A 25,813-nucleotide genomic window follows, 5' to 3' on the forward strand; every position below is an offset into this window, starting at 1 on the left:
GTAAATTTTGGACTGTCACAAAAAACAATCACTTAATAATGCTTTAAAAGTATGAAAAAACTTCTTAAACCTAAAAGAAGACCAAAACCTTTATTCGATAAATTAAAAATGAGAATAAGCCTTTTACTTTTTTTATCTGTCTTTAGTATGAAGGCCAATGATTCTTTGGCACAAAAAACAAAAATTACTTTCGATCATAAGGATGTTAGTATTTTTCAATTAATAGATGAGATTGAAAATCAATCTGATTTCCATTTTATATACCGAGTAAAAAACGTAAATCTAAATCGAAAAATAAACATCAAAGTTGTAAAGAAACCTTTAACCGAAGTTTTAAAATTGATGTTCGATAAAAGTTCTACTGAATACACCGTTGTAGAGCAGGACAAACAAATTCATTTAACCAAGAAGAAGTCGGATGCTTCATCTTCTGAAACCACGAATATAAAACAGCAAAAATTTCGTATAAAAGGAAAGATTTCAGATGAAAACGGCCTTCCATTAGCTGGAGCAAGTGTTATCGAAAAGGGAACTTCTAATGGTGTGGTAACAAATTTTGAAGGAGAATATAATATTACGGTTTCTTCGGAAGATGCCATGCTTACCATCGCATTTATTGGATACAAAACTCAGGAAGTTGTAATTAATGAGCGCTCCACGATCAATATCCAATTAGCTCCTATGGCAGACGATCTTGATGAAGTTGTAATTACGGCTTTAGGAATGAAGCGAGAGAAAAAAGCGCTAGGATATGCGGTTGGAGAAGTAGATTCTGAACGTTTAAATTTAGTTCCCCAAGAAAATGTTTTAGGCGGATTAGCTGGTAAAGTTTCTGGACTAAACGTAAGCAAAGCCGGGAATGACATTTTTGCACCATCTTATGTTACCATTAGAGGAAGAACTTCACTTACAGGGAATGATCAACCATTGGTAGTTATTGATGGAGCTCCAGTAGGAGATGCCAGCGTAATGGGTGATATAAGCGCTATGGATATCGAATCTGTAAGTGTCCTAAAAGGTGCAAGTGCAGCTGCACTGTATGGTTCCAGAGCAGGAAATGGTGTGATATTAATTACCACTAAATCTGGTAAAGGAGCTCAAAAAGGAATAGGAGTAAGTCTAAATTCAACTTTAACCATCAATATGCCTTATAAATATTTCGATTTACAGAATCGATTTACCAATGGGCAGCGTGGTTTATTTAATGAAGCTACCTGGCAGCACTGGTACGGAGCTGAAGAAGGAACACAGGCAGTACAGTGGAATACAAATGGAGAAGCCGCTCCTTTAAAATTTTATGATAACAGTCTGGAAGATTATTTTACAACAGGAGTAACTACGATCAATGATGCAACGGTATCTGGTTCTTACGAAAAAGGGGATTTTAGACTTGGAATTTCACATCTAAACGGAGAGGGAATAACCCCTGAAGCAGAACTAAAACGTATTGGTTTAAATTTAGGAACAAACTATAAAATTACAGAAAATGTAAATTTATCGCTAAACCTTAATCTTACCAATTCTAATTCAGATAATTATCCTTCCAACCTAATTGGTGATAATGATGAATATTTTGATATCTATAATATTGCGCCGCATATCAATATTAACGATTTAAAAGATCAAATTTGGCTAGAAAAAAATGTGCAGCAAAGAAATATTACAGAAGGTTACAATAATCCTTGGTGGTTTAGTAAAGAACGCCAAAACCGTTTTGACAGAATTCGTGGTTTTGGAAATCTGGAATTAAACTGGAAGATTAGCAATGATTTTAATGCGCTGGCAAGAGTTTCTCATAGCAGTAATAATAATAGGCAGGAAATTGTTCGTCCTTGGTCGTATATGGGTTTTGGAGACTCACAACCTAAAGGATCCTATTTTATTAATAAAGGACTGGATAGAGAGTCTAATGCCGAGGTACTTTTTACCTACACTAAAGATGTAAAGGATTTTGATATTTCTGCATCTGCAGGTGGTAATATTCTAAATTTTAAAGGAGAAAGTTTCAATGCCGGAGGCGACAATCTGGTATTACCAGGATTATTTACGCTATCTAATGTAGCAAGAGGCGGACTAAATTATGCTAGTGCATTTTCAGAAAAAGCGATTTATAGTGCTTATGGATTACTTTCTTTAGGATTTAGAGACATTGCTTTTGTAGATGTAACGGCAAGAAATGATTGGTCAAGTACGCTTCCTCGTGAAAACAGATCATATTTCTATCCATCGGTATCAGGAAGTGTTTTACTTTCAGAATTGGCACAAATGCCATCGTGGATCTCTTTAGTAAAACTACGTTCAGGATGGGCTCAGGTAGGAAAAGATACTTCCCCTTATGCAATTCATCCAATATTATCGCAAGGCTATTGGGGAGAAGATTTTACGTATTCGTTACCAAGTAGTATGCCCAATACTCAGTTGAAGCCGGAAATAGCAACTTCATACGAAGTAGGTGCAGATCTTAAATTTTTCAATAATCGATTTGGTATAGATGCGACGTATTATAAAAACGAAAACCGCAACCAAATACTTAATGTTAATGCTACACCACTTTCAGGATATACCAGTACAACCATTAATGCCGGGAAAGTAGAAAATTATGGAGTTGAATTGGGAATGCATTTGGTTCCCATAAAAAGTGAGGATTTTTTATGGAATATGGACTTTAATTTTACCACTCAAAAAAGCAAACTAGTAGAACTTGTGGACGGGATAGATCGTGTTTCTTTTGGTGGTGGTCGTGATATGGGATCATTTACCAGGGTAGGAGGAGAAATTGGTGATTTATACTCACCATATATTCAAAAAGTGGAAGAAGGGCCTTATGCAGGTTGGAATTTACTGGATTCCAATGGCAGATGGGTAGTAGATCGTACTTACGAGAATCAAAAGAAGGTTGGTAATTTTAATCATGATTTTACTTTAGGAATGACGACATCTATTTCTTATAAAAACTTTACACTATCTGCAAGTTTCGATTGGCGACAGGGAGGACAATTCTTTTCAGAATCCATGAAAAGAATGGCTCGTTCTGGTAAGATCGAAAACTGGCAAAATGGTGTAAGTTCCAGCACCTTTTCTGGAGTTTTAGATGCCAATTCTTTTGGAGGAGATCGAGAAGCTTTAGCAAATGAAATTCGAAATAATCCGGTTTATCGCGATAATGATGTTTGGATTGGTGGTAGAACCGAAGAACTGGGAGGGTTTGAATATAATGGCAATAATAATGGTGCCTTTTTCCCAGGTGTGATCGATAACGGGGATGGGACCTATACCGAAAATTTTGGCGGCCCGGGAACCAGAATGTTTGATGCTTACCGAGTGGTAGAATCTAGTGGTAGCTTTTGGCGTACTGGTTATGCCTTTATGTACGATGCGTCTTTCGTGAAATTAAGAGATATAACGTTCACTTATAATTTACCAGAAAAAATAGCTAGTAAAATCTCTGCAAACAACATTTCCTTTTCTCTTTACTCTAAGAACATTCTTTTATGGACGGAAGCTGGGATAGGAATCGATCCAGAACTTGCCTATCATGGAGGACAGCAAGGTCATGAAAAATGGAATCTTGCCCCATGGACGGCACCTGTTGGATTTAGACTAAATGTTGGATTTTAATCATTATATAAATGAGAACTTTTAAAAATAAAATTATAAAACTTGGTTTTTTCAGTCTACTCACTTTTAACCTTGCCTGCAGCGATTCGCTGACTGATATCAATGTAAGCCCAAATAGTTTAGCGGATACTGAAGTTGACATCAAATTTGTCTTAACGGGAATATTAAGTTCTTCGGCACAAATGCAAAGTCAACTTTCCTACGATTGGGGAGAGCTTTCTGCAGCAACACAATATTTACAGAGAGATTTTACCAGTTACGAAGAGAATAATTATCAATGGGCACCTGTAGATTACAGCAGTTTTTATAGTCCGCTTAAAAATGCGCAATACATTTATGAACGAGCCGAGAATGAAAAAGAAGGTGAAATTCGAAATTATTACCAGGCTGTAGCTTTGATTATGAAAGCTTATGGTTTTGGTTTCTTGACATCGGCTTTTGGTGATGTTCCTTATAGTGAAGCCTTAATGGCAGAAAATGGAGGAGAAGCTTTTCAACCTTCTTATGATGCACAAAAAGAAGTTTTTCTTGGTATTTTATCTGATCTGGAAAAAGCGAATGAGTTGTTGAGTAATGCTGGAGTTATAACCGAAGTAGCTAATGCCGATATAGTTTATGGCGGTGATAGCAAAAAATGGCAGGCTTTTGCAAATTCTTTAAGACTTAGATTCTATATGCGTCTTTCTGAAAAGAATGATATGGATGCGCAATCAAATTTCTCACAAATAGTTCAGGGTAATTTACCAATAATAACCAGCAACGAAGATAATGCTTCTGTTTCTTTCATCGGAACAGATGAAAACAACAGCTGGCCTGGTGGCCCGTTAAACTGGAGCAACCGGTCTGAATTTTATAGAAGAAAACCTTCAGCAACAATTGTGAATGACCTTATTGCTCTTGGAGATCCTCGATTAACAAAATGGGTAGCTCCGGTAGATGTACAATTAACCCAGGGAGATACAGATGATCTAGTTTTAGATAATGGACGATTGAGAAGAATTACGAGTTTGGATATTTCTGAAATAAATTCTGATAATAATCTGGAAAATGATCTAAATACTTCGCTTTATGTTGGCTTACCGGTTGCTTTAAGTGCACCTAACGATTTTAATATGGGAGCGGCTACTTTGAGTGATTTTGGAGATGCAATAGCCAGTGAAAGACCAGATGTTTACTTAGCTGCAGCTGCAAATCCGCACAGCTCATACCTAACCAATATGTATGCGGAAAATGCTAACGATTTGGTGAAAGCGGTATTTATGAATGCTGCTGAGGTTGAATTTTTATTAGCTGAAGCAAGCCTTAGAGGCTGGATTTCTGATGATGAAACAGCGCATTATGAAAGAGGTATTCAGTTATCTTTCGATCAATATGAAATCTATGATGAGGCTGAAAATGCCGTTTATAGTGTTGAAAAAGATAGAACAGTTTCTTTTAATGAAGAACTTTATCTGGAGAATGCTCGCCGTATTCTTGAAGAATCTGAAAATCCATTGCAGCCTATTATGCATCAAAAATGGATCTCTTTGTGGCTTACGTATGAATCTTGGTTTGATTGGAGACGAACGGGATATCCAAACCTGAACCAAAACATCATTTCGGGAACCAAAGGGCAAAATACTCCTGTTCGATTTATTTATTCAGATACGTATAACGAAGCCAATATGCTGCAAGCCATCGAGTCGGGTTTAAGCCCTTCAGAAAATGACCAATGGTCACAGATGTGGCTGCTACAATAAATTAATAATTTTAAATGAGACGGCTTGATCAATTAGCTCATAGTCGTCTCTATCTAATTCAATCTAAATGAAAAAAATATTCAAAAAAACAACAATATTATCCATATTTCTTGGACTTATTTTTTCCGTTTTTTCATGCAATAATATTGAGAAAGAAACAGAAACTGAAAGTCATTCTCATTCCCATGATGATAATGGTGATGGGCACGGTCATTCGCATTATGAAGCTCAGGATACTATACCGGCGCATAAACTTATATATCCCAGTAAAGTGCCCGATCGGATTATTGCAAATGTTCCTGAGGATGCCGCTACAATGATTTCAGTGAATTGGCGAACCGATCAACAAATTAAAAATGCAATATTAGAAGTAGCTATTGCTACAGATGGCCCAGAGTTTAAACTTGGAAAAATTAATAGAGTTAATGCTGAAACTGAAGCTTTTGAAAATAAACATAGTAAGCATAACGAGCCTTTAGTGAAAGCAAACTATCATTCTGCCACCGTTACTGGCTTACAACCTAAAACGACCTATGTTTATCGTGTAGGTAGTAATGAGCTAGAGGGCGATATACTTTGGAGCGAATGGTTTCAATATACAACAGCTTCAGATAAAACTGGAGAAGAATTTAGTTTTATTTATTTTGGTGATGCTCAAAATCAGGTTAAATCGATGTGGAGTCGTGTGATCAGAAACTCGTACAGAAAATTTCCATCTGTTGATTTTATGCTACATGCAGGCGATTTGATAAACGATCATGATTCAAATTTGCAATGGGGCGAATGGTTTTATGCTGGTAGTTTCATTCATGCTACGGTACCAAGTATTATGACGCCTGGTAATCACGAATATAAAGACACGACACTTACGCCATTATGGCGACCACAATTCAACCTACCTAAAAACGGACCAAAAGGAATAGGTGAGATTTCTGAAACCACTTATGCGGTAGATTATCAGGACCTAAAAGTGATTTCAATAGATTGTATAAATTTTGATCGAAAAGAGGAGCATAGAGAAGCACAGGTGCAATGGTTAGATTCTATTTTAAAGAATAACACCAAAAAATGGACAGCATTAACGATGCATTTTCCGTTATACACACCTGCTCAAAAAAGAGAGGATAATACAGTTCTTATAGAACATTTAAAGCCATTAATCGATAAGTATAAGGTAGATCTTGTATTACAAGGGCATGATCATACTTACGCTCGTGGACAAATTAGCAATAAAAAGTCTGGTGTCACTTCTATGTCTGATGCAGGTACTATTTATGCGGTATCTGTTAGCGGCCCTAAAATGTACGAATCTACAGATAAAAAATGGATTGAAAGAAGAGGTGAGTTTACACAATTGTTTCAGATTATTACGATTAAAGATAATAAACTCAGCTACGAAGCCTATACGCCAATAGGAACATTATATGATGCATTTGATCTAACTAAAACTGGAAATAAAAAAGTTCTTAAAAATAGAATTCCCGATACTCCAACCAGATTAAAAAAAGATTTTGAGGATTAGTTGATTTCGCTAGAAAGTAATTGTTTGTAATTTTAGTTCATTTTGTAAGGCTGTCTTGAGTTTTTTGAGACAGCTTTTTTTATAACGTTAAACATGAAGAATTAATTAAATATTCGAAAATTGAATTTGATAGAAATAAATTTTATATTTAGGCGTTATGTAATCATATTCATTAATCAGCCAGCTTCAAAATCAGGAGCTTTATTAAATTCAATTTATGATACAAAAACAGCTACCAGTTTTTACGTTCTTATCGTTTTTTATTCTATTTTCCTGTAGTAGCGACGATGATTCCCTTTCATCTATTCAACCTTCTACCAATTATATTGAAATGGAAGCAGAAGGTGGCGATGCCGAAATATCTTTTTCCGGAGGTGAGTGGAATATTGCTGAAATTATAAATATAAAGGGCGACGCAAAATTGTATGGTGATATTTATAAAGAAGACGGATCAATTTTAAGAGAAAATACAGTTTTGTCACTTGAAAATCAGGGAAAAGTAATGGTGAACTGGACCGATCGTGGTTTTACGATTACTCGACCAACGCCTACTTTATTAAAAATTCATTTAAATGAAAACAGTAGGCCAGAAGCTTTCAACTTTAATTTAGTTTTGAGTTCTGAAGAGGAGACAAAAGAGATTACTGTAAGTCAAAAAGTATCTCAGGGCTATACATTTAAGGATTTGGAATTTTTTCTGAAAGAAGAAGATGGCGACTCGTTATTCTTTAGAAATGGAATGAGACGAAAATTTGATATTCCTAATCCTCAAAGTATGTCATTTTCACCTTTTGGAGGCATCGATATACAAAGAAATTCTCAATTTATAAGTGAAGAAAATGACGCTTTTATTTGGTTGAAAAATGATTCGATTAGCGTACAAGTACCTACAAGTATTTATGAAGATGAAATTTATTTTAATGGAAAAAAGAACATTTATACTGCTGAAGTAAGCATAAAACCCCACGGTTTCGATACCATGGAAACCTTAGAAATTCCAGCTGGTGAATCGCTATTTTTGACAGAAATAGAATTCCGTAAACGTCAGGTTTCTTATAAATTGTATTTAATTAATAATCGCACAAATGACGAAAAAATAATAGAAGGCAAATGGATAGAAACCGCTCCTACCGGAAATTATTCAACAAAACGTTTAGAATAAAAAGTTAGTTCATTTTAAGCATATTTCGGTTTAAACTTCTTCCCGTCGTAACACTTGTAACGGCGGGTTTTTTATCACACTTCGGCTATTTGCCAATCCAATGATTAAGACCAATAAAGTGATACCTGGGAATAAAATTCCAAACGGAATCCAGGATGGAATAAAAGTGGTTTCAAAAGCCAACCAGGCTAATAATAAACTACTAATTAGTGATAATAGAATTCCGCTTAAACTACCTAAAACACCTAAATAAATATATTCTAAAGCCGCAATTTTAAGTATTTGGTTACTTTTTGCGCCAATGGTTCGAAGCAGCACACTTTCTTTAATTCGTTGATATTTACTGGTTCTAACGGCTCCTAGTAAAACGATAATTCCGGTAAGAATGCTGAAGAAGGCCATAAAGTTGATGATCCAACTTATTTTATTCAGTAAACCTTCAATAATGCCTAGCACCTGACGAAGATCTAAAATCGATACATTTGGATACTTTTTTACCAATATTTGTTGAATTTCAGCCGATTTTTCAGCGTCTGGAACCTGCGTGGTCATCACGTGAAATTGTGGTGCCTGCTCTAAAATTCCTTTTGGAAAAACGATTGAAAAGTTAGTCTGCATACGTCCCCAATCGACTAATCGAGTACTGGCAATTTTAGTTTTCATTAGTACGCCTTGCACGTTAAAAGTAACCTGATCGCCCACTTTTACCTGAGCATCTTCAGCGAAATTGGTACTCACGGAAATTGGTATAATTTCAGATGAAGTAGTATTTTTCACTTCAGGAATCCATTCGCCGTCTTCAATAGTTTCCGAAGCAATTAAAGAATCACGATACGTCACTCGAAACTCATGACTTAAAATCCAACGGTTGATGGTTGAAGTTGAGTCTTCTCGAATCTCGTTTACTGATTTACCGTTTAAATTTTGAACACGCATAGTAACAATAGGAATATCTTCTAGAACCGGTAGATCCTGAGATTCGATAGTTTGAGCTACATTTTTTGTCTGGTTGGTTTGTACATCCAGCAAAATCATATTTGCGCTAGTATTGGTATTTTCTAAAGTGGCCTGTGCAAGTAAAAGATCTTTAGTGAAATATAGTGTGCTGATTAAAAAAGTACCAATCCCAATGGCTAAAATTAAAATAAGTGTTTGGTTTTGAGGTCGAAATAAATTCCGTAGCGATTGTCGAGAAACGAAACTCCACGAATCTGGAAAAAACTTTCTAATTGCATTGATAAATAATTGCGCAATACCGGCTAAAACGGCAAAAGTTACCAAAACACCACCTATAAATGCTAGTGAATATTTCCAATCTTTAAGCAGCCAGAAAGAGAATAAAAATAGAAATAGTACGATTAACATTGAAATTCCAATAAGCGCTTTTCTTGATCTTGAATTTGAATTTTCTTGTACACGCAACACCTGAAGTGGGGAAACATATAAAGTACCAACCAGCGGATATAAGGCAAATAAAACCGACATTAAAACGCCCAAAATGATTCCTGCAAAAATAACGCGGCCTGAAATTGATAAAGCGATTTCAACCGGTAGTAAACTTTCTAAAATTACCGGGAATGCGTATTGTAAGATTACTCCTAGGATGCTTCCTAAAATTCCGCTTAATAAACCTATAAAAGCGACCTGAATCAAAAAGATCATAAAGCTTTGCTTTCGTGAAGCACCAAGACATTTTAGTACGGCAACCGACTTTAATTTTTCTTTGATGTAAATATTTATGGCGCTGGCAATCCCAACACAACCCAATAGCAATGCGATAAACGCAACGAGATTCAGAAACTTACCAAAGTTTTCGTAGCGTTTCCCTAAGCGTTCGCTCGTGGATAAATGCGTGTCCAGATCGGCATCTTCTTTATCTAATTTCGGACCTATTTTTTCTTCTAAAACATCAAGATTAGTGGTTTTATCGGCTTCAAAATAATACTCGTAATTAATTCTACTTCCGGTTTGTATGAGTCCTGTTTGCTCAATGAATTTATACGGAATGATCACCGGTGGTGCAATGGCTCCAAAAAGCGAAGAGCTACCGGGAGCCTCTTTAAGTTTGCCTAAAATTGGCAGCGTTATTTCCCCAATCTTAATACTATCGCCCACAGATAAATCTAACTGAAGCATCACCGTGGCATCAACCAAAGCGCCGTTTTGATTTTGGTAATTTAGGCCGGCAGATTTAGGAGTAGTTTCAAATTCACCATAAAAAGGAAAACCGCTGTCGATACCACGAACGCTAACGAATTTTGTCCCCATTTTATTAGGAAAAGCTGCCATCGAGGCAAAACTGATTTCGCGAGAATCGATGCCCAGGGAATCCATAATTTCATTAACACGTTCGTTGGGCGGATGATTCATGTCGATGGTATAATCTGCACCCATCAGGGATTTGGATTGTAACGCGATATTATCTTGTAGATTTTCACCAAAAGACTGTATGGAAACTACAGCAGCAATTCCCAAAACGATCGAAGCCATAAAAAGCAAAAGCTTACGTTTACTGGCTTTACCATCTCTCCAAGCCATTTTTAGCAACCATGAAAATCCAGGTTTTGCAGTGTTTGTTTGCTTCATCTTAGATTCCGGTTTTTTGGTCGGAAACTATTTTTCCTCCTTTAATTTCTAAAATATGCTGCGTCATTTTGGCCAATTCCATATCGTGGGTAACGATCACTAAAGTAGTTCCCAATTCGGCATTTAATTCGAATAAAAGTTTAATCACCTTTTCTCCGGTTTCAGCATCCAGATTTCCGGTAGGCTCATCAGCAAATAAAATTTCAGGATCGTTAGAAAATGCTCGCGCTAAAGCCACCCGTTGTTGCTCACCACCCGAAAGTTGCGAAGGGTAATGATGCATGCGATGTTCTAAACCCACTTTTTTCAGCAGTGATTTCGCTTTTTCCGTAGCATTTTTATTTCCTTGTAATTCAAGTGGAACTGCTACATTTTCTAATGCGGTAAGTGTTGGTAACAACTGGAAATTCTGAAAAACGAAGCCGACTTTTTGATTCCGAAGTAGCGCCAATTCGTCTTCAGAAAGGGAGCTGAGTTTTGTTCCACATAATTCGATATCACCATTGTCAATTTGGTCCAAACCGGCGCAAAGGCCCAGTAAAGTGGTTTTTCCGCTTCCGGAAGGGCCTACAATGGCGAAACTTTCTTTAGCTTCAACTTCAAAATTAATATCGTTTAAAATCTGTAATTTTTTACTTCCGCTATCGTAGCTTTTCTCCAGGTGGGTAACGTTTAATATCTTTGTCATTGTAGGTTTAGAAAAAATTGGATATAAAACGTACAAATTAAGAAATGATTTTAAGACCTTCTGAGATTTATCTCCTAAACTTGTTTAAATTATTTAAAATTTTTGAACATTAGAACTTTTGTCATTCCGGACCTGCCAGCCGGCGAGGCAAGCTTGATCCGGAATCTCATAATGGATAGTTAAATTAATGATCTTGTGAATGAGACCCTGAATCAAGTTCAGGGTGACGAGAATCTAAAATTATAAATTGACTGAAAAGATTTCTTTTGAAAAATAAAATTAACCATGAAAATAACCAATATTAATAGCCTGATAGCTGCGATTTTTTGTCTTGTTTTTTTGAATTCCTGTAAGAACGAAGAAAAGCAATCTACTTCTGCTTCGGAAGAGAATACTGCTGAAGCGAAAACTTCTAAAGAGAATAAAACTAAAGAAGCACCGGTGGTGCTGTTTTTTGGAACCAGTTTAACGGCAGGTTTAGGTTTGGATACGACTGAAGCCTATCCGGCTTTAATTCAGAAAAAAATAGATTCGATGGGAATGGATTATAGCGTGGTAAATGCCGGTTTAAGTGGCGAAACTACCGCGAGTGGTCTAAATAGATTGGATTGGGTTTTTAAACAAAATGTAGATATTCTGGTTATCGAACTCGGTGCTAATGACGGTTTACGAGGCGTTTCTTTAGACGAAACCCGACAAAATTTAGAGCAAATTATCGAAAAAGCACGCACAAAAAATCCAGAGGTAAAAATTATATTGGCCGGGATGCAAATTCCACCAAATATGGGCGAAGCATATACGTCTGAATTCCGCTCTCTTTTCCCTAATCTAGCTAAGGAATACGATTTAAAATTGATTCCTTTTTTATTGGAAGGTGTAGCCGGCGAGCCGGGATTAAATCAGCAAGACGGCATCCATCCCACCGCTGAAGGTCAGCAGATTTTAGCAAATAATGTTTGGGAGATCTTGAAAGATGAAGTTCAGTGATTCAGTATGCAGTAAGCAGTCTCTATTGGCAATCTTCAATTAACAATAAACAGGGAGTAATTATCAAATTTTGTAGTGAATCGGAAAGATTTGTGGTATCGAGAAGTCTTTTTCAGTTGGTAGTAAACAGTCCCAGTTTGCAGTCCATAAATTCTTGATACAATTTTAATTCCGCTGACGCCAAATCAAAATTCAACATTCTAAAACTAAATTCTAATGTCTAAAAACGGAGCGATCTGATTTTCCAAAATAAAAAATCCGACTAAAAAAATAGCCGGATCTATTTACTCGATAATCGAGATTAAATGCGCCAAGGCTTGCCTTGATACAAAGACAATTTTTAAAAAAATGCCTCACGAGCTTACCCTGAGGTAGTTTACTGAAAATCGATATTTCTGATTATAATTTTCTAACCCAAATATTTCTAAACTGTACTTTAGTACCGTGATCCTGTAAAGCGATTACATCTTCTTCGTGTGCTTCAGGATAATTATGTAGGCCAATATAAAGTGTTAAGCCCTGTATTGTGGTATTGTTTTGTACAACCACACCATTGTGAAGCACGGTGATCTTAGCTTTTTGATCTAACTTACCATCTTTAAAACGCGGTGCAGTGTAGATCACATCGTAAACATTCCATTTATCAGGAGAGCGCATGGCGTTAACCAAAGGCGGTGCATCTTTATAAATACTAGCAGCCTGCCCATTGCTGTAAGAGCGGTTATTGTAAGAATCTAAAATCTGTAATTCGTATCTATTCTGAAGAAATAAACCACTATTTCCACGGCCTTGCCCAGAATTTTCAACTTTATCTGGTGCACTCCATTCAATATGAATTTGCGCATCGCCAAACTTCATTTTGGTTTGTATGCCTCCTGTTCCCGGCACAACCTCAAAATAACCATCTTTTATAGCCCAGGGTGCTGATTTCTCGGTATCATTCTGGCTTACCCATTGGTCTAAATTCTTACCATTAAAAAGTATAATCGCATCTGAAGGTGCATCGCCCGGCTTTTCTCCCGGAGTAATTTTTTCTATCTGTGGCTCCCAAATTTCAGTCATTTCTGGTTTCATAGGCATTGGAGATTCCTCAGGTGGAGTAGTAGGAGCATCCATCTGCGAAAAACCGATGCTAGAATATCCAATTCCGAATAAAATTAGTGTGATTATTTTAGATTTTTTCATTTTAGTGAAAATAGAGTTTAATTAATTTATTTCTTAAATATAAAGAATAGCAAAGAAAAAGTCTGTAAAAATTAGTGAATTATAAAATCAGCAATTATTTGAGTTTTCAGAATTTAAATTTAAAATTGTTGAAGCTGAATTAGATATTTACTCGATAACCGAAATTCATCGTTTTTAGGTTTGCCTAGTAATAAGATAATTTTCTGATCAATTATTCAGCGTCTCTTTATGAGGCAGTTTTAATTTGAAATCTTTACGCAAAAATGGAAATACCTAATTTTATCAATTTTAAAATATGAAAAACGGCTTGTAAAATAGTGATTATTAAATTCTAAAAGGTTTCATTTTAGAATAGAGGGTACGCTTAAATTCTAATAGAATATTTAACAAATTTGGCAAAAGATTTTTTGAAATTCGATTCGGTTTTCAACTAATTTAGCCTTTTCAATGAAATTAGAAGAAAAAGTAAGGGCAGTCGAAAGTTTATTCGAAACCCTTTCAGAAGAACTTAATACTTTTCAAGCTCATGCTGGTTTTAGCTGCGCCGCTGGTTGTGGTAAATGCTGTGAAAAACCAGGTATCCAGGCATCCCCTTTAGAATTTTTACCATGGGCCTTACAATGCTTCGTTGAAGGCAAAGCTGAAGAAACATTGGAGGCGCTAAGCAATACATCGGTAGAAATTTGCCATAATTATAAAATGCTGAGTTTAGAGAATAGCACCGGCCGTTGTACTGCATACACGCACCGCGGCCTTGTTTGTAGATTATTTGGCTATGGGGCACAGAGAGCTAAAAATAATAAACTTCAGCTTATAAGCTGCAAGCTGTTGAAACAATCAGAAAACTTTAGCAAAGCTGCTGTATCCATAAATAATGGACTATCTGTTCCTGTTTTTAGTGATTATTATTTACGCCTTTCGCAAATTGATTTTGGAATGGGTAGAAAAATTCTTCCTATCAATAAAGCAATGAAATTAGCGCTAGAAGAAGTTTTACATTATTATTCGTATCGACCGGTTCCAAAAAATTGGAAACGAGTAGCATAGGTAAAAATAAGATCACTTATTTTAAACTTGTGGATATCTATTAGCAAGATTGCTTCGGTATCAAGTTGGAAATTTTAATTTTGCGCTCCTAAAATTTAAGATATGAGCGTTATTTGGTACGAATGTAAGGTGAAATACAGAAAAACACATGAAACCGGAGAGCAAAAAGTAGTTTCTGAAGTATACTTATTAGATGCCGTTTCTTTCACTGAAGCAGAATCGAGAATCACCGAAGAAATGCAAAAGCTAACTAGTGAAGATTTTAAAATTATGAATATAAAGGTTGCCAATTTTGCAGAAGTTCATCCTTTTGAAAATTCTGATCGTTGGTTTAAATCTAAGGTATCACTGATAGCTATGGATGAAGAAAGCGGGAAAGAGAAAAAATCTAACATTTATCTTTTAGTGCAGGCTAACGATGTGAAAGAAGCTTATGAGAATACTGAAAAAGCGATGGAAGAAACTATGGGAGATTTTAGTATTCCGGCAATTACAGAATCGCCAATTTTAGATGTATTTCCATACTTTACTGGTGAAGAGGAACAACTCGAGAAGTTTAATATGATGGATGCTGTAGAAAACCTAAACGAAGAAGTAAGCCAGGAAGAAGAATAAAAAGAATTATCGCCGAAGCTTTAGAATTTCGGCTCATTGGATATAAACTTTTAAGCCTTTCAGTTAGTAGCTGAAAGGCTTTTTTATGCTTTGAAATATCAAATTTGAAAAGATGTATTTAACGATACTCTTTGGAAAACCAAAAAGGCAAGAGAGATATCTAAACGAAATATAGATTATTTTAAAAATGATATAAAGGGAGATTCAAAAACAAAATACTACGAGCTGATAAACTTATGGTTATTTTTCATCGTTTTTATGGCCGCCAGTGGATTTTTATGGCTGCATCCAAAACTTAGTAAGTAAGCTTGAATTGTGTAGCCGGTTTGAAAATTCCAATTGAGATGACACCTATTTTTATGGTAATTTAATAAGTATTGATAAACTCTATAAACATATAATCGAAAATTGATGGATTTTTTGAAAATTTAAATAATATATGGTTTAATTGCATGTTAGATATAATGATTTATATGTAATTTTGAAGCCCGTAATTTTATAAGATGAGTACTATTGAAAAAATAACTTTAATTGTAGCCATTATCGATGTACTTGCAGTTATTATCTTCTATATTATTTTGATGCGATCTAAAAACAAGAAAAATTGATTGTAATTTTATATTCAAAATAAAACCTTGAAAATATTTCAAGGTTTTTGATTTAAGCAGCCATTTGGAATATAATCAATGACTAATTAACTATTGATAAAATAAAAACAAAACATCCAAAATGCGAATTTTGATAGAAATTCCGGAGGCGGCGTTTATGCTCTTCAATCACTCCCGATTCTAATCTAACCAATGTAACCTTAACTATAATAATCTTTCTATTTTATACTGCTTTAATTTTTTAAGAGCAACACATTCATTTCTTTCAATGCTTATTAATTTACCCAATTCTTTTGCTTTTTCTTTCAGCATATAAAGAGTAAAGGCTGCCGTAACGTCTATATCTGTTACCTGATTAATATCTATTTTTAGGTGGTCTACTGCTTCATGTATTCCTGAGATTAGATCATTTTCAATTTTTTTGATGGTATAGGCATTTAAAATTCCCGATATTATAATCGCTTTAATATTACCAGTAGCATTCATAATAGATTTCTTAATCTGTATTGAAATTACATGGAAAATGGATATAGATAATATTTTTTATTCGAATGTCCGATTTCTTAAGATATTCGGCAGCTAATTTAATTTAAGCGGTTAAAGAACATTGATTAGCTCGAGAACATTTTTTTTGTAGCGCCTGCTTATAGGAATTATTCTTTTATTGATAAGAACGCTATTATCTTTTAAATCTTCGATTTTATTGGTGTTTATTATATAAGATCGATGTGTTTGTAAAAAATTATCTGAAGCGAGTTTGGCAAAAACTTTCTTTAAACTGGTATAGGTTAAAATCTTTTGCTTTTCTAAATGAATGCATACATAATTTCCACTAGCTTCAATAAAATCAATTTCAGAAGGATTTATTCTTATTAGTCGTTTGTCACTTTGCACATAAAAGGCTCCGTTTCCTATGGTATTAGGTTTTTGCATTATTCTATTTTTGCCAATAGCTTTTTGCACAGCTTTATTGAAGCGTACTTTTTCTATAGGCTTTAGTAAATAATCGAGTACAGGATCAAATTCAAATGCTTTGATCGCAAATTCTTTTGCCGATGACATTAAGATTACTCGAGGAGGATCTTGCATTATGGACAGCATATCAAATCCATCAATATGGGGTAACATAATGTCTAGAAAAATGAGATCAATATTTTTTGTTTCATTAATAAATTTAAGAGCGGTAAGGGCGCTATTAAATGTTCCTGCCAGTTCCAGTTCATTATGTTCTAAGACTAACATTTTACAAACAGAAATCTGTAATTCTTCATCATCTACTATAATACATTTCATCTTTCCTAAAATATTTTATGAATATAAAAAAGAAAAAATTATTATTAGAAATTTATATTTTGAATATCTAATGGAGGGTTAAAATCTTTTATTTTCATAATTATTTTAACCACTTTTTAAGTAAAAAATGGGTTTTTAGAAAGATAAATTTTAAATAGGGTGCAGTAGATTTGAAATCGAAACTTATCAAAACCAACCACCATGAACTCAACCTTAAATATTGGAAGTATTCCCTTTAGCGAAGCGCTTAATAAAATTGAACAAAAACATCAGATTCAACCAAACGAAAAACGTGCTTTAATGCAGCTTGAAAATATCCAAATAAAACGTTTAGCGTTTACCACAGATGGAGGCTTTTGTGATCACGGAAATTTTCACAAGGAGCTACAAGAAGGTTTAGGGACCATTAAGATTAGCTATAAGGATATTGAAACTTCAGAAGAAAAGATTTTGATTTTAAATAAACTGGAGTCTAAGCAAAAGGAAATCCCAATAGATTTTAAAATAAATGCAATCTACCAAAAAATAGAAGACGCTTTCTGTTTTTACTCTCAGGCATTAGACGAATCTAATAGATTATATTTTAAAAATATATTCAAAAATTTATGTCTTCATAAAAAAGCTTACGTAGCCGGTTTGAAAGCACAATATAAATTGGCGAATTATAGAAGAAAGCAAAACGGACTTAAATGTGCAGAGTTACAATCAAAAGGCAAAAGCTATATAATAAAACGTGGTATCGAGCTTCAATCTGAATTAATATCGCTTTATGAGGATATAATACCAAATATCAAAAACAAACAGGAGCGCAATACGCTAGAAAGTCACCTTAAATACATAAAATCTGATAAAGGAGTTTTTTCTCAATTAGAGAAAAATCACTTTTTGGTTTAATAACTTATAATCTTAAATATTATGCTTTTAACCTATTTAAATGATTTTTAGGTGTTTTTATTGAAAGAAAATTCGTACAAATTTAGTTTGTAATATTTTTTGAAGAATATAGATTTTCTTGGTATAATAGTATTGAAGTCGTGTAGACCAACCATTTTAAAGGCCATTTTAGCAATTTGATGCCGTCATATTTTTTTAAAAATCAACTTCTTGCGAGGTTGATTTTTGTTTTTAGATTTCGTCTTATTTTACCTATACTTATAAAGCTATTCAATTTTATTTTTATCAACTGTTTTTACGTTTTATAAGAACACGTAATACTGATTCTTATAAAGCTATAATAATATGTTTATGAAACCAAAAATTAAACTATTTAAGGAAAAAGCTTTAGAAGTAGCGAATCAAAAAAAGGAGGCCGCAGAAGATCTTAATCATAAGATATTAAGTACGGTAGATCGGCAGCAGCAGCTAGAGGCAGCTATAGCAGAAACCGCTGCCATTCTTAATAATATCTATTCTAAAACGATTAAAGATTGTTTTTCCGATTCAGAAAAGCAGCTTATAAAAGCCGCAGAGAATGAAGCGATGTTTATAATTTACGATGCTTACCGTAATTGATACAGCTATACATCTTTAGCTTTGTACGCTATAATATCTTTAAAATTAAATAAAATTTGGTGTTTTTTACTTGCTGATTTTTTAAAATAATAAGCTTCAAAGTAATCCCAAAGTTGATTAAATCAAGTTTGCCTTTAAAAGCTTGATTGTTAATTTTATGTAACCTCATTAATTTTTTTTTACATCTTCTTGTAGTTAAGGCGAAGTTTGTATAATTTTGGCGCTTCAAATGAAATTACTATTTAAGTACATATCATTTTTTTCACTTCTTCTTAACGGATATGGCTCACTTCATGCCAATTCGCTAAATGACGATACTCATTCTTTTTCAGAAATTATTTCTTTTGAATGTGATCAAGATTTATATTTTGACTACATAGACGATAGTGATGCTTTAATCCATCAAAGATCAAGTTCGTATCCAGAGAGAAAATTTTCTGAAAGTGAAGAAATAGAAATAGAAGAAGCACAGAATGAAACAGATGCTGATGTTTCCAAAAAATGCTTAGGGAGTAGCGATTATCTGGCTACTCTTTTTTATACCGTACTTTCTGCCTATCATGACTTCAATCGATCTGATAGTACACCTTATTTTTCAAATGAATTTCACCAATTATCTTACCCATCTCTTTGCGTAAGATATTGTGTATTTAGAATATGATATTCAAGTCCGGATTTCACTCAAAATCCGGAATCTTTCATTTAAGCCTATATCACTTTTAAAAAATCTTATTCTAGATTTTTGTAGGCTTCCATAAGGTTTACCCTAATTTTTTCACTTTAATTTTTAAAATTATGATGAGTAGAAGTCTCATGATTATTAGCCTGTGCGTTTTATTTTTAAGCATAGGCTGCGAATCCCACAAAGAAAAGAAAGAAGAAAAATCCAAATTTCTTGTAACTAGTCCCGTTCGAAAAGATACATTGATTGTAAATCAATATGTAGCACAAATCCAATCAATCCGAAATATCGAGGTACGCGCGCAAGAGCGAGGTTATTTAGAAAATATTTATGTAGATGAAGGGCAAGTTGTAAAGAAGGGGCAATTAATGTTTAAAATTATGCCAAAGCTTTACAATGCTGAATTGCAGAAAGCTAAAGCTGAAGCACATTTTGCCCAAATTGAATATCAAAACACTAAACAATTAGCCGATAGTAATGTAGTTGCTCCTAATGAATTAGCAATGGCTAAAGCGAAATACGAAAAAGCAAAAGCCGAGCAATCCTTAGCGCAGGTTCATCTTGAATTTACTGAAATTAGAGCTCCTTTTGATGGGATCGTAGATCGCCTTCATTTAAAATTAGGAAGTTTAGTTGAAGAAGGGGAGTTACTAACCAGCTTATCTGATAACAGCGATATGTGGGTTTATTATAACGTTCCTGAAGCCGAATATTTAGATTATCAACAAGCAGTTCATGAAGATGACACTACTAAAGTAGAACTTTTAATGGCTAATAATCAGGTTTATAAGCATGAAGGTTTTGTGCAAACTATAGAAGGAGAGTTTAATAACGAAACTGGTAATATTGCTTTTAGAGCGAATTTCCCAAATCCTGAAGGTCTTTTAAGGCATGGTGAAACAGGTAGCGTTTTAACTAAAGTACCTTTTAAAAACTCGTTGCTAATCCCACAAAAAGCAACTTTTGAGGTATTAAGTAAACATTACGTTTATGTGGTAAACGAGGATCACAAAATTGAACCACGTGAAATTTCACTTTCCGGTGAACTTCCCCATATCTACGCAATAAGTGACGGAATTACTGAAGATGACAAAATTTTGCTAGAAGGTCTTCGAAAAGTAAGAGATGGAGACGAAATCGAATACGAATTTGAAGAACCGCAGCAAGTTATCGATCACTTACAATTATATGCAGAGTAAGTTGGTATATAATTTATCCAAATTAGTTATAGAATTTTCTCCTCTAATCTTTGGAAAAAATTTCAATCTCAATATTGAGTAAAATCTAAAAAAAACTATGTTTAAACGTTTTATACATAGACCCGTATTTGCCATTGTTATTTCTATAATAATAGTATTTATGGGGTCTTTAGCCATAAAAAAACTGCCAATATCGCAGTTTCCCCAAATTGCACCAACTACAGTGAACATCTTTGTAGCTTATCCAGGGGCCAGTGCAGATGTTTTAGTAAAATCTACCCTTATTACCCTAGAAAATTCTATTAATGGGGTGCAGGGAATGCGTTATTTAGCTACAGATGCTACGAGTGCAGGTGAAGCTACCCTTAGGGTAATTTTTGAACCGGGAACAGATCCAAATGATGCAGTAGTAAAAGTAAAAACCCGGGTAGACCAGGTTATGCCCTTATTGCCCGAGCTTGTGCAGCGGGAAGGGGTGACAATTACACCCATTCAACCCAGTATGTTGATGTACGTAAACCTTTATTCTAAAAAGGAAAGTATGGATGAAAAATTTCTATACAATTACGCCAACGTAAAGATGATACCTGAAATTAATAGAATCAAAGGAATTGCGCGGTCTAAAATTTTGGGAAGTAGAAAATATGCTATGCGTGTTTGGTTAAATCCTGATAGGATGCGTGCTTATGATGTTTCTGTAGACGAGGTGATGGAAGCTATGAAAGAGCAAAGTATCGTCGGAAGACCAGGTCGTTTAGGTCGAAGCTCTGGTATACAGGCACAATCTTTAGAATATGTATTAACTTATAAAGGTCGATATAATGAACCAGAGCAATATGAAAATATTATCATTAGAGCTAATGCTGAAGGTGAAAGCTTACGTTTAAAAGATATTGGTAGGGTAGAACTAGGAAGTGAATTCTTTGATATTTATTCTAATTTAGATGGTCATCCATCTGCAGCTATTGTCTTAAAACAAAGTTACGGTAGTAACGCCAGCGATGTTATAGATGAAGTTAAAGACGAGTTGGAAAAAATGAAAGAAGATTTTCCTCCTGGTATGGATTACAAACTCAGTTATGATGTATCGCAGTTTTTAGATGCCTCTATAGAGCAGGTGGTAGATACTTTAAGAGATGCTTTTATTCTGGTTGCCGTCGTAGTATTTATTTTCTTGGGTGATTGGCGCTCCACACTTATACCTATTCTTGCTGTTCCGGTTTCCTTGGTAGGGGCGTTTTTTGTGATCCAATTTTTTGGTATTTCTATAAACTTGGTAACGCTTTTTGCTTTAGTATTAGCGATAGGTATTGTGGTAGATGATGCCATTGTCGTCGTCGAGGCGGTACATGCCAAGTTTGATGAGTATCCAGATATATCTCCATATGTAGCCGTAAAACAGGTTTTAGGAGAAATTGGTGGGGCGATTATCGCAATTACTGCCGTAATGGTTTCGGTTTTCTTACCTATCTCGTTTATGTCTGGACCGGTTGGTACGTTCTACAGACAATTCTCTATCACTATGGCTAGTGCCATCGTGATTTCAGCAATAATAGCACTTACTTTAACGCCGGTCTTATGCGCAATTTTACTTAAGAACCATCATGGTAAAGAGCATAAGCAAAATTTCTTAACCAAAGGACTGGATAAATTTAATTCAGGATTCGATAAACTTACCGGTAAATATGTAAGTGTTTTAAAGCGAATGGTAAGTAGAAAATGGTTAACATTCGGGATTTTAATTGCTTTTTGTGCTGGGATATACTTAGAAAATCAGGTATTGCCTTCAGGTTTTGTGCCTAGTGAAGATCAGGGAACCATTTACGCGATTATTCAAACTCCACCGGGAGCAACCTTAGAGAGAACTAACGAGGTTTCCAGAAAACTACAGGCAATTTGTGAAGAAGTAGATGGTATCGAATCTGTAGCATCTTTAGCAGGTTACGAGATCATGACAGAAGGTAGGGGGTCTAATGCTGGTACCTGTTTGATTAACCTAAAAGAATGGTCTGATCGTGATCATACGGTTACAGAAATTATGGAAGAACTGGAGGAAAAATCTAAAGATCTTGGTGCGGTTATCGAGTTCTTTGAGCCACCGGCAATTCCAGGTTTTGGTTCTTCAGGAGGTTTTTCTATGCGTCTATTAGATGAAAATACAGAGACAGACTATCAAGATTTTGATAAGATCAACCAGGAGTTTATGGAGAATTTAAGACAGCGTCCAGAGCTTAAAGGACTGTTTACATTCTTCGCTGCAAATTATCCGCAATATGAATTAGAATTCAATAACGAACTCGCCATGCAAAAAGGTGTTTCTATTGGCGATGCCATGGAAAACCTGAATATTTTAATTGGTAGTACGTACGAGCAGGGATTCATTAAATACAATAGATTCTTTAAAGTATATGTACAGTCTGATCCTAAATTTAGAAGATTACCTTCAGATGTATTAAACATGTATGTGAAAAACGATCACGGAGAGATGGTGCCTTATTCGGCTTTTATGAAGCTTAAGAAACTTCAAGGTCCTAATGAGGTGACACGTTTCAATATGTATAATTCGGCTGCTATACGTGGTTTGCCGGCCGAAGGTTATACCACGGCAGATGCTATTGGTGCGATAAAAGAGGTTGCAAAAGAAACTCTTCCGAAGAATTATGATATTGCATGGGAAGGTCTTTCTTATGACGAAGCACAGCGCGGTAACGAATCTATTTATATTTTCTTAATCGTTTTGATCTTCGTTTATTTTGTTCTCGCAGCACAATACGAAAGTTTTATAATTCCTCTTTCTGTGATATTTTCCTTACCTGTAGGTGTTTTTGGTTCGTTTATGCTTCTTAAGTTTATGGGACTTCAAAATGATATCTATGCACAAATTGGATTAATTATGCTTGTTGGTCTCCTAGGGAAAAATGCGGTATTAATTGTGGAGTTTGCTGTAATGAAACATCATGAAGGTTTATCAATTCTAGATGCAGCAATAGAGGGAGCCAAAGTAAGATTTAGACCAATTTTGATGACTTCTTTTGCCTTTATCGCAGGGCTTATTCCTTTAATCTTAGCCAGTGGAGCAGGAGCTGTAGGAAATAGAACTTTAGGTGCCTCTGCGTTAGGAGGAATGCTCTTTGGGACAATCTTCGGGGTACTTATAGTTCCCGGTCTATATTATATCTTCGGAAGTCTTGCCGAAGGAAGATCACTTATAAAATTCGAAGACGAAAATCCATTAACTGAAGATTTTGAATATGATGAATAGAATAAATAAATATAAACATTTCTCTTATTTGGGCGTTACAGCAGGAATCATACTTACTGTTTCGTCTTGTGTACCTTCATTATCAGAGAAAGCAGTTAGTAAAGAGGTTCCCGGGAATTATCATAATTCCCAGGATTCTCTGGCTAGCAAAACCTTTAATGAGACAGATACTTCAAGTTCAGCTTTGATGGATTGGAAATCTTTTTTTAATGATCCTCATTTGTCTGCACTTATCGATACTGCTTTAGAAAATAATCAGGAGCTTAATATTACGCTTCAGGAATTGGAAATTGCGAAAAGCGAAGTTCAGGCTAGAAAAGGTGAATATTTACCTTCTATAGGATTAAAAGCAGGTGCAGGAATCGATAAGGTTGGAAAATATACAAGAGAAGGAGCGGTAGAAGAAAACCTGGAAATAAAAGAAGGGCGAAATTTTCCTGATCCATTACCCGATTATACCATTGGTTTGAATGCACAATGGGAAGTTGATATCTGGAGCAAGTTACATAATGCCAAAAAATCTGCCGTGATGCGTTATTTGTCTAGCGTTGAAGGTAGAAATTTTATGGTAACCAATCTAATTGCTGAAATTGCTAATTCTTATTACGAATTATTGGCTTTGGATAATCAGCTTCAGATTGTAAAGAATAATATCGAAATTCAGGAAAGAGCTTATAGAATTGTAAAGCTTCAAAAACAAGCCGCTCGAGTTACCCAACTTGCGGTAAGTAAGTTTAACGCTGAAGTTTTGCATACTAAAAGTTTGCAATTTGACATTCAGCAGCGCATTGTGGAAACAGAGAATAAGCTGAACTTTTTAGTGGGGCGTTATCCGCAGCCAATTCAGCGTAATTCAGACCATTTTGCAGCGATGATTCCTAAACAAATAGATGCAGGATTACCTTCGCAATTATTACAAAATCGTCCTGATATTCGACAGGCAGAATACGAATTACAAGCTTCTAAGCTAGATATTAAAGTAGCAAGAGCACGCTTTTATCCATCTTTGGGAATTTCAGCAAATGTAGGCTATCAGGCGTTTAATCCAGATTATTTGTTAAATACGCCTGAGTCTTTAATTTACTCGGTTGCAGGTGATTTAATGGCTCCTTTGGTTAATAGAAATGCGATAAAAGCAGCCTATAAAACAGCGAATGCAAAACAAGTTCAAGCCGCATTTGATTACGAGCAAACCGTTTTAAAAGCTTATATAGAAGTTGCTAATCAATTATCTAAAATCGATAATTTAAAGAAGAGTTATGATTTAAGAGCTGCAGAAGTTGATGCATTAACCGAATCGATAAAAATTTCGAATAAATTATTTAAAAACGCGCGAGCAGAGTATATGGAAGTTTTAATGACACAACGTGATGCATTAGAATCTAAATTTGATCTGGTGGAGACTAAAATGAAACAAATGAATGCTGTGGTAAATATGTATCAGGCACTTGGTGGTGGCTGGAAAAATTAGAATTAGTTTTTTTATTGTTTTTTTATTTGAATTGTTGAAAAAGCTCCTAGTATTAATTTCTGGGAGCTTTTTTTATTTTAAAATCCTATTTTAATTTTTGCTCTAGTCATATTAAGTGGAGTTGGATTAAAAACAGCATTGTTGTCACCGGGCAGTAGAGTTTTGTTACCTATATCAAGATTGATATTGTTATTAATCTGAAAATCTAAACCGAATCCAATTTCTGAATTAGGGAAAAATGGATCCATAGGTGTTGTAGATTGCATCTCAACTTGATCGAATGGCGCTGAAATATATTGTGCTGAAATATAAAATAAAGTTTTGGGCGCTACCTGCATGTCTAATCTCGCCCCATAGGAGTATTGCAACGTTCTAGTTGCGCTCATAAAATCATAACGTTCTAACAGTCCTACAAAAGCTTCAAGTTTTAAAAAATTCTGTTGAACTATTTCAAAATTATTACGAAAATGAGAAAATTCGCCAACCCCAAATAAACGATCTGAGACTTTATTTTGACTGAACTTAGTGGTTAATCCTTCTTCCGTAGAATTTCTTTCCTGCCCCATTACTAAATGAAAGGAGAGCAAAAGCAAGACAATTAGTGGATAGTTCAAGATGTAGTGATTAAGAGATATTA

At 34.9% G+C, this 25,813-nt stretch carries 19 protein-coding genes; 13 read left to right on the forward strand and 6 right to left on the reverse strand.

Annotation, left to right across the window (positions count from 1 at the left end; genetic code table 11):
- The first annotated feature begins 51 nt into the window (after positions 1–51).
- The 4 genes from PBT91_RS07060 (at position 52) to PBT91_RS07075 (ending at position 8,041) form a co-directional block, all read left to right on the forward strand.
- A complete protein-coding gene (locus PBT91_RS07060) occupies positions 52–3,618 on the forward strand; it encodes a SusC/RagA family TonB-linked outer membrane protein (RefSeq protein ID WP_270061075.1) in 3,567 nt (1,188 codons plus the stop codon).
- An 11-nt stretch (positions 3,619–3,629) separates the two neighbouring features.
- On the forward strand, positions 3,630–5,357 hold the full coding sequence (locus PBT91_RS07065; protein ID WP_270061076.1) for a SusD/RagB family nutrient-binding outer membrane lipoprotein: 1,728 nt from the start codon (positions 3,630–3,632) through the stop codon (positions 5,355–5,357).
- A 67-nt stretch (positions 5,358–5,424) separates the two neighbouring features.
- Complete coding sequence (locus PBT91_RS07070) at positions 5,425–6,879, forward strand: purple acid phosphatase family protein (RefSeq protein ID WP_270061077.1); 1,455 nt, start codon at positions 5,425–5,427, stop codon at positions 6,877–6,879.
- 217 nt (positions 6,880–7,096) lie between these two features.
- Positions 7,097–8,041, forward strand: a complete 945-nt coding sequence (locus tag PBT91_RS07075; protein WP_270061078.1) for a hypothetical protein — start codon at positions 7,097–7,099, stop codon at positions 8,039–8,041.
- A gap of 30 nt (positions 8,042–8,071) precedes the next feature.
- Here the strand turns inward: PBT91_RS07075 and PBT91_RS07080 are convergent, their stop codons facing one another.
- A complete protein-coding gene (locus PBT91_RS07080; protein ID WP_270061079.1) occupies positions 8,072–10,627 on the reverse strand; it encodes an ABC transporter permease in 2,556 nt (851 codons plus the stop codon).
- 1 nt (position 10,628) lies between these two features.
- Positions 10,629–11,315, reverse strand: coding sequence for an ABC transporter ATP-binding protein (locus PBT91_RS07085; protein ID WP_270061080.1), 687 nt, complete (start codon positions 11,313–11,315; stop codon positions 10,629–10,631).
- Between the two features lie 285 nt (positions 11,316–11,600).
- On the opposite strand from PBT91_RS07085, the gene PBT91_RS07090 reads away from it, so the two are divergent.
- The gene (locus PBT91_RS07090) at positions 11,601–12,302 is read left to right on the forward strand and encodes an arylesterase (protein ID WP_270061081.1); all 702 of its coding nucleotides are present in this window, start codon (positions 11,601–11,603) and stop codon (positions 12,300–12,302) included.
- A 399-nt stretch (positions 12,303–12,701) separates the two neighbouring features.
- On the opposite strand, the gene PBT91_RS07095 is transcribed toward PBT91_RS07090, so the two are convergent.
- Positions 12,702–13,487, reverse strand: a complete 786-nt coding sequence (locus PBT91_RS07095) for a 3-keto-disaccharide hydrolase (RefSeq protein ID WP_270061082.1) — start codon at positions 13,485–13,487, stop codon at positions 12,702–12,704.
- A 447-nt stretch (positions 13,488–13,934) separates the two neighbouring features.
- Between PBT91_RS07095 and PBT91_RS07100 the strand changes: the two genes are divergently transcribed.
- Entirely contained in the window at positions 13,935–14,534 is a 600-nt protein-coding gene (locus PBT91_RS07100) for a YkgJ family cysteine cluster protein (RefSeq protein WP_270061083.1), read from the forward strand.
- Between the two features lie 102 nt (positions 14,535–14,636).
- Positions 14,637–15,149: a DUF4494 domain-containing protein gene (locus tag PBT91_RS07105; protein ID WP_270061084.1), complete on the forward strand. Its 513-nt coding sequence runs from the start codon at positions 14,637–14,639 to the stop codon at positions 15,147–15,149.
- Positions 15,150–15,961: 812 nt separating this feature from the next.
- Here the strand turns inward: PBT91_RS07105 and PBT91_RS07110 are convergent.
- Together PBT91_RS07110 and PBT91_RS07115 are read right to left on the reverse strand one after the other, a co-directional pair.
- On the reverse strand, positions 15,962–16,243 hold the full coding sequence (locus tag PBT91_RS07110; protein ID WP_270061085.1) for an STAS domain-containing protein: 282 nt from the start codon (positions 16,241–16,243) through the stop codon (positions 15,962–15,964).
- A gap of 111 nt (positions 16,244–16,354) precedes the next feature.
- Entirely contained in the window at positions 16,355–17,050 is a 696-nt protein-coding gene (locus PBT91_RS07115) for a LytR/AlgR family response regulator transcription factor (protein ID WP_270061086.1), read from the reverse strand.
- 201 nt (positions 17,051–17,251) lie between these two features.
- Between PBT91_RS07115 and PBT91_RS07120 the strand changes: the two genes are divergently transcribed.
- The 6 genes from PBT91_RS07120 (at position 17,252) to PBT91_RS07145 (ending at position 25,176) form a co-directional block, all read left to right on the forward strand.
- The gene (locus PBT91_RS07120; protein ID WP_270061087.1) at positions 17,252–17,944 is read left to right on the forward strand and encodes a hypothetical protein; all 693 of its coding nucleotides are present in this window, start codon (positions 17,252–17,254) and stop codon (positions 17,942–17,944) included.
- Positions 17,945–18,295: 351 nt separating this feature from the next.
- Positions 18,296–18,562, forward strand: coding sequence for a hypothetical protein (locus tag PBT91_RS07125; RefSeq protein ID WP_270061088.1), 267 nt, complete (start codon positions 18,296–18,298; stop codon positions 18,560–18,562).
- 229 nt (positions 18,563–18,791) lie between these two features.
- Positions 18,792–19,223 carry a hypothetical protein gene (locus tag PBT91_RS07130; RefSeq protein ID WP_270061089.1) on the forward strand — a complete coding sequence of 144 codons (432 nt, stop codon included), beginning with the start codon at positions 18,792–18,794 and terminating at the stop codon, positions 19,221–19,223.
- Positions 19,224–19,360: 137 nt separating this feature from the next.
- A complete protein-coding gene (locus PBT91_RS07135) occupies positions 19,361–20,443 on the forward strand; it encodes an efflux RND transporter periplasmic adaptor subunit (RefSeq protein WP_270061439.1) in 1,083 nt (360 codons plus the stop codon).
- A 97-nt stretch (positions 20,444–20,540) separates the two neighbouring features.
- A complete protein-coding gene (locus PBT91_RS07140) occupies positions 20,541–23,705 on the forward strand; it encodes an efflux RND transporter permease subunit (protein WP_270061090.1) in 3,165 nt (1,054 codons plus the stop codon).
- Positions 23,695–25,176, forward strand: coding sequence for a TolC family protein (locus PBT91_RS07145; RefSeq protein WP_270061091.1), 1,482 nt, complete (start codon positions 23,695–23,697; stop codon positions 25,174–25,176). The genes PBT91_RS07140 and PBT91_RS07145 overlap by 11 nt, the downstream gene beginning before the upstream one ends.
- 77 nt (positions 25,177–25,253) lie before the next feature.
- On the opposite strand, the gene PBT91_RS07150 is transcribed toward PBT91_RS07145, so the two are convergent.
- Positions 25,254–25,790, reverse strand: a complete 537-nt coding sequence (locus tag PBT91_RS07150) for a hypothetical protein (protein WP_270061092.1) — start codon at positions 25,788–25,790, stop codon at positions 25,254–25,256.
- Between the last annotated feature and the right edge of the window lie 23 nt (positions 25,791–25,813).

It is taken from the genome of Zunongwangia sp. HGR-M22 (assembly GCF_027594425.1).
Lineage (GTDB): Bacteria > Bacteroidota > Bacteroidia > Flavobacteriales > Flavobacteriaceae > Zunongwangia.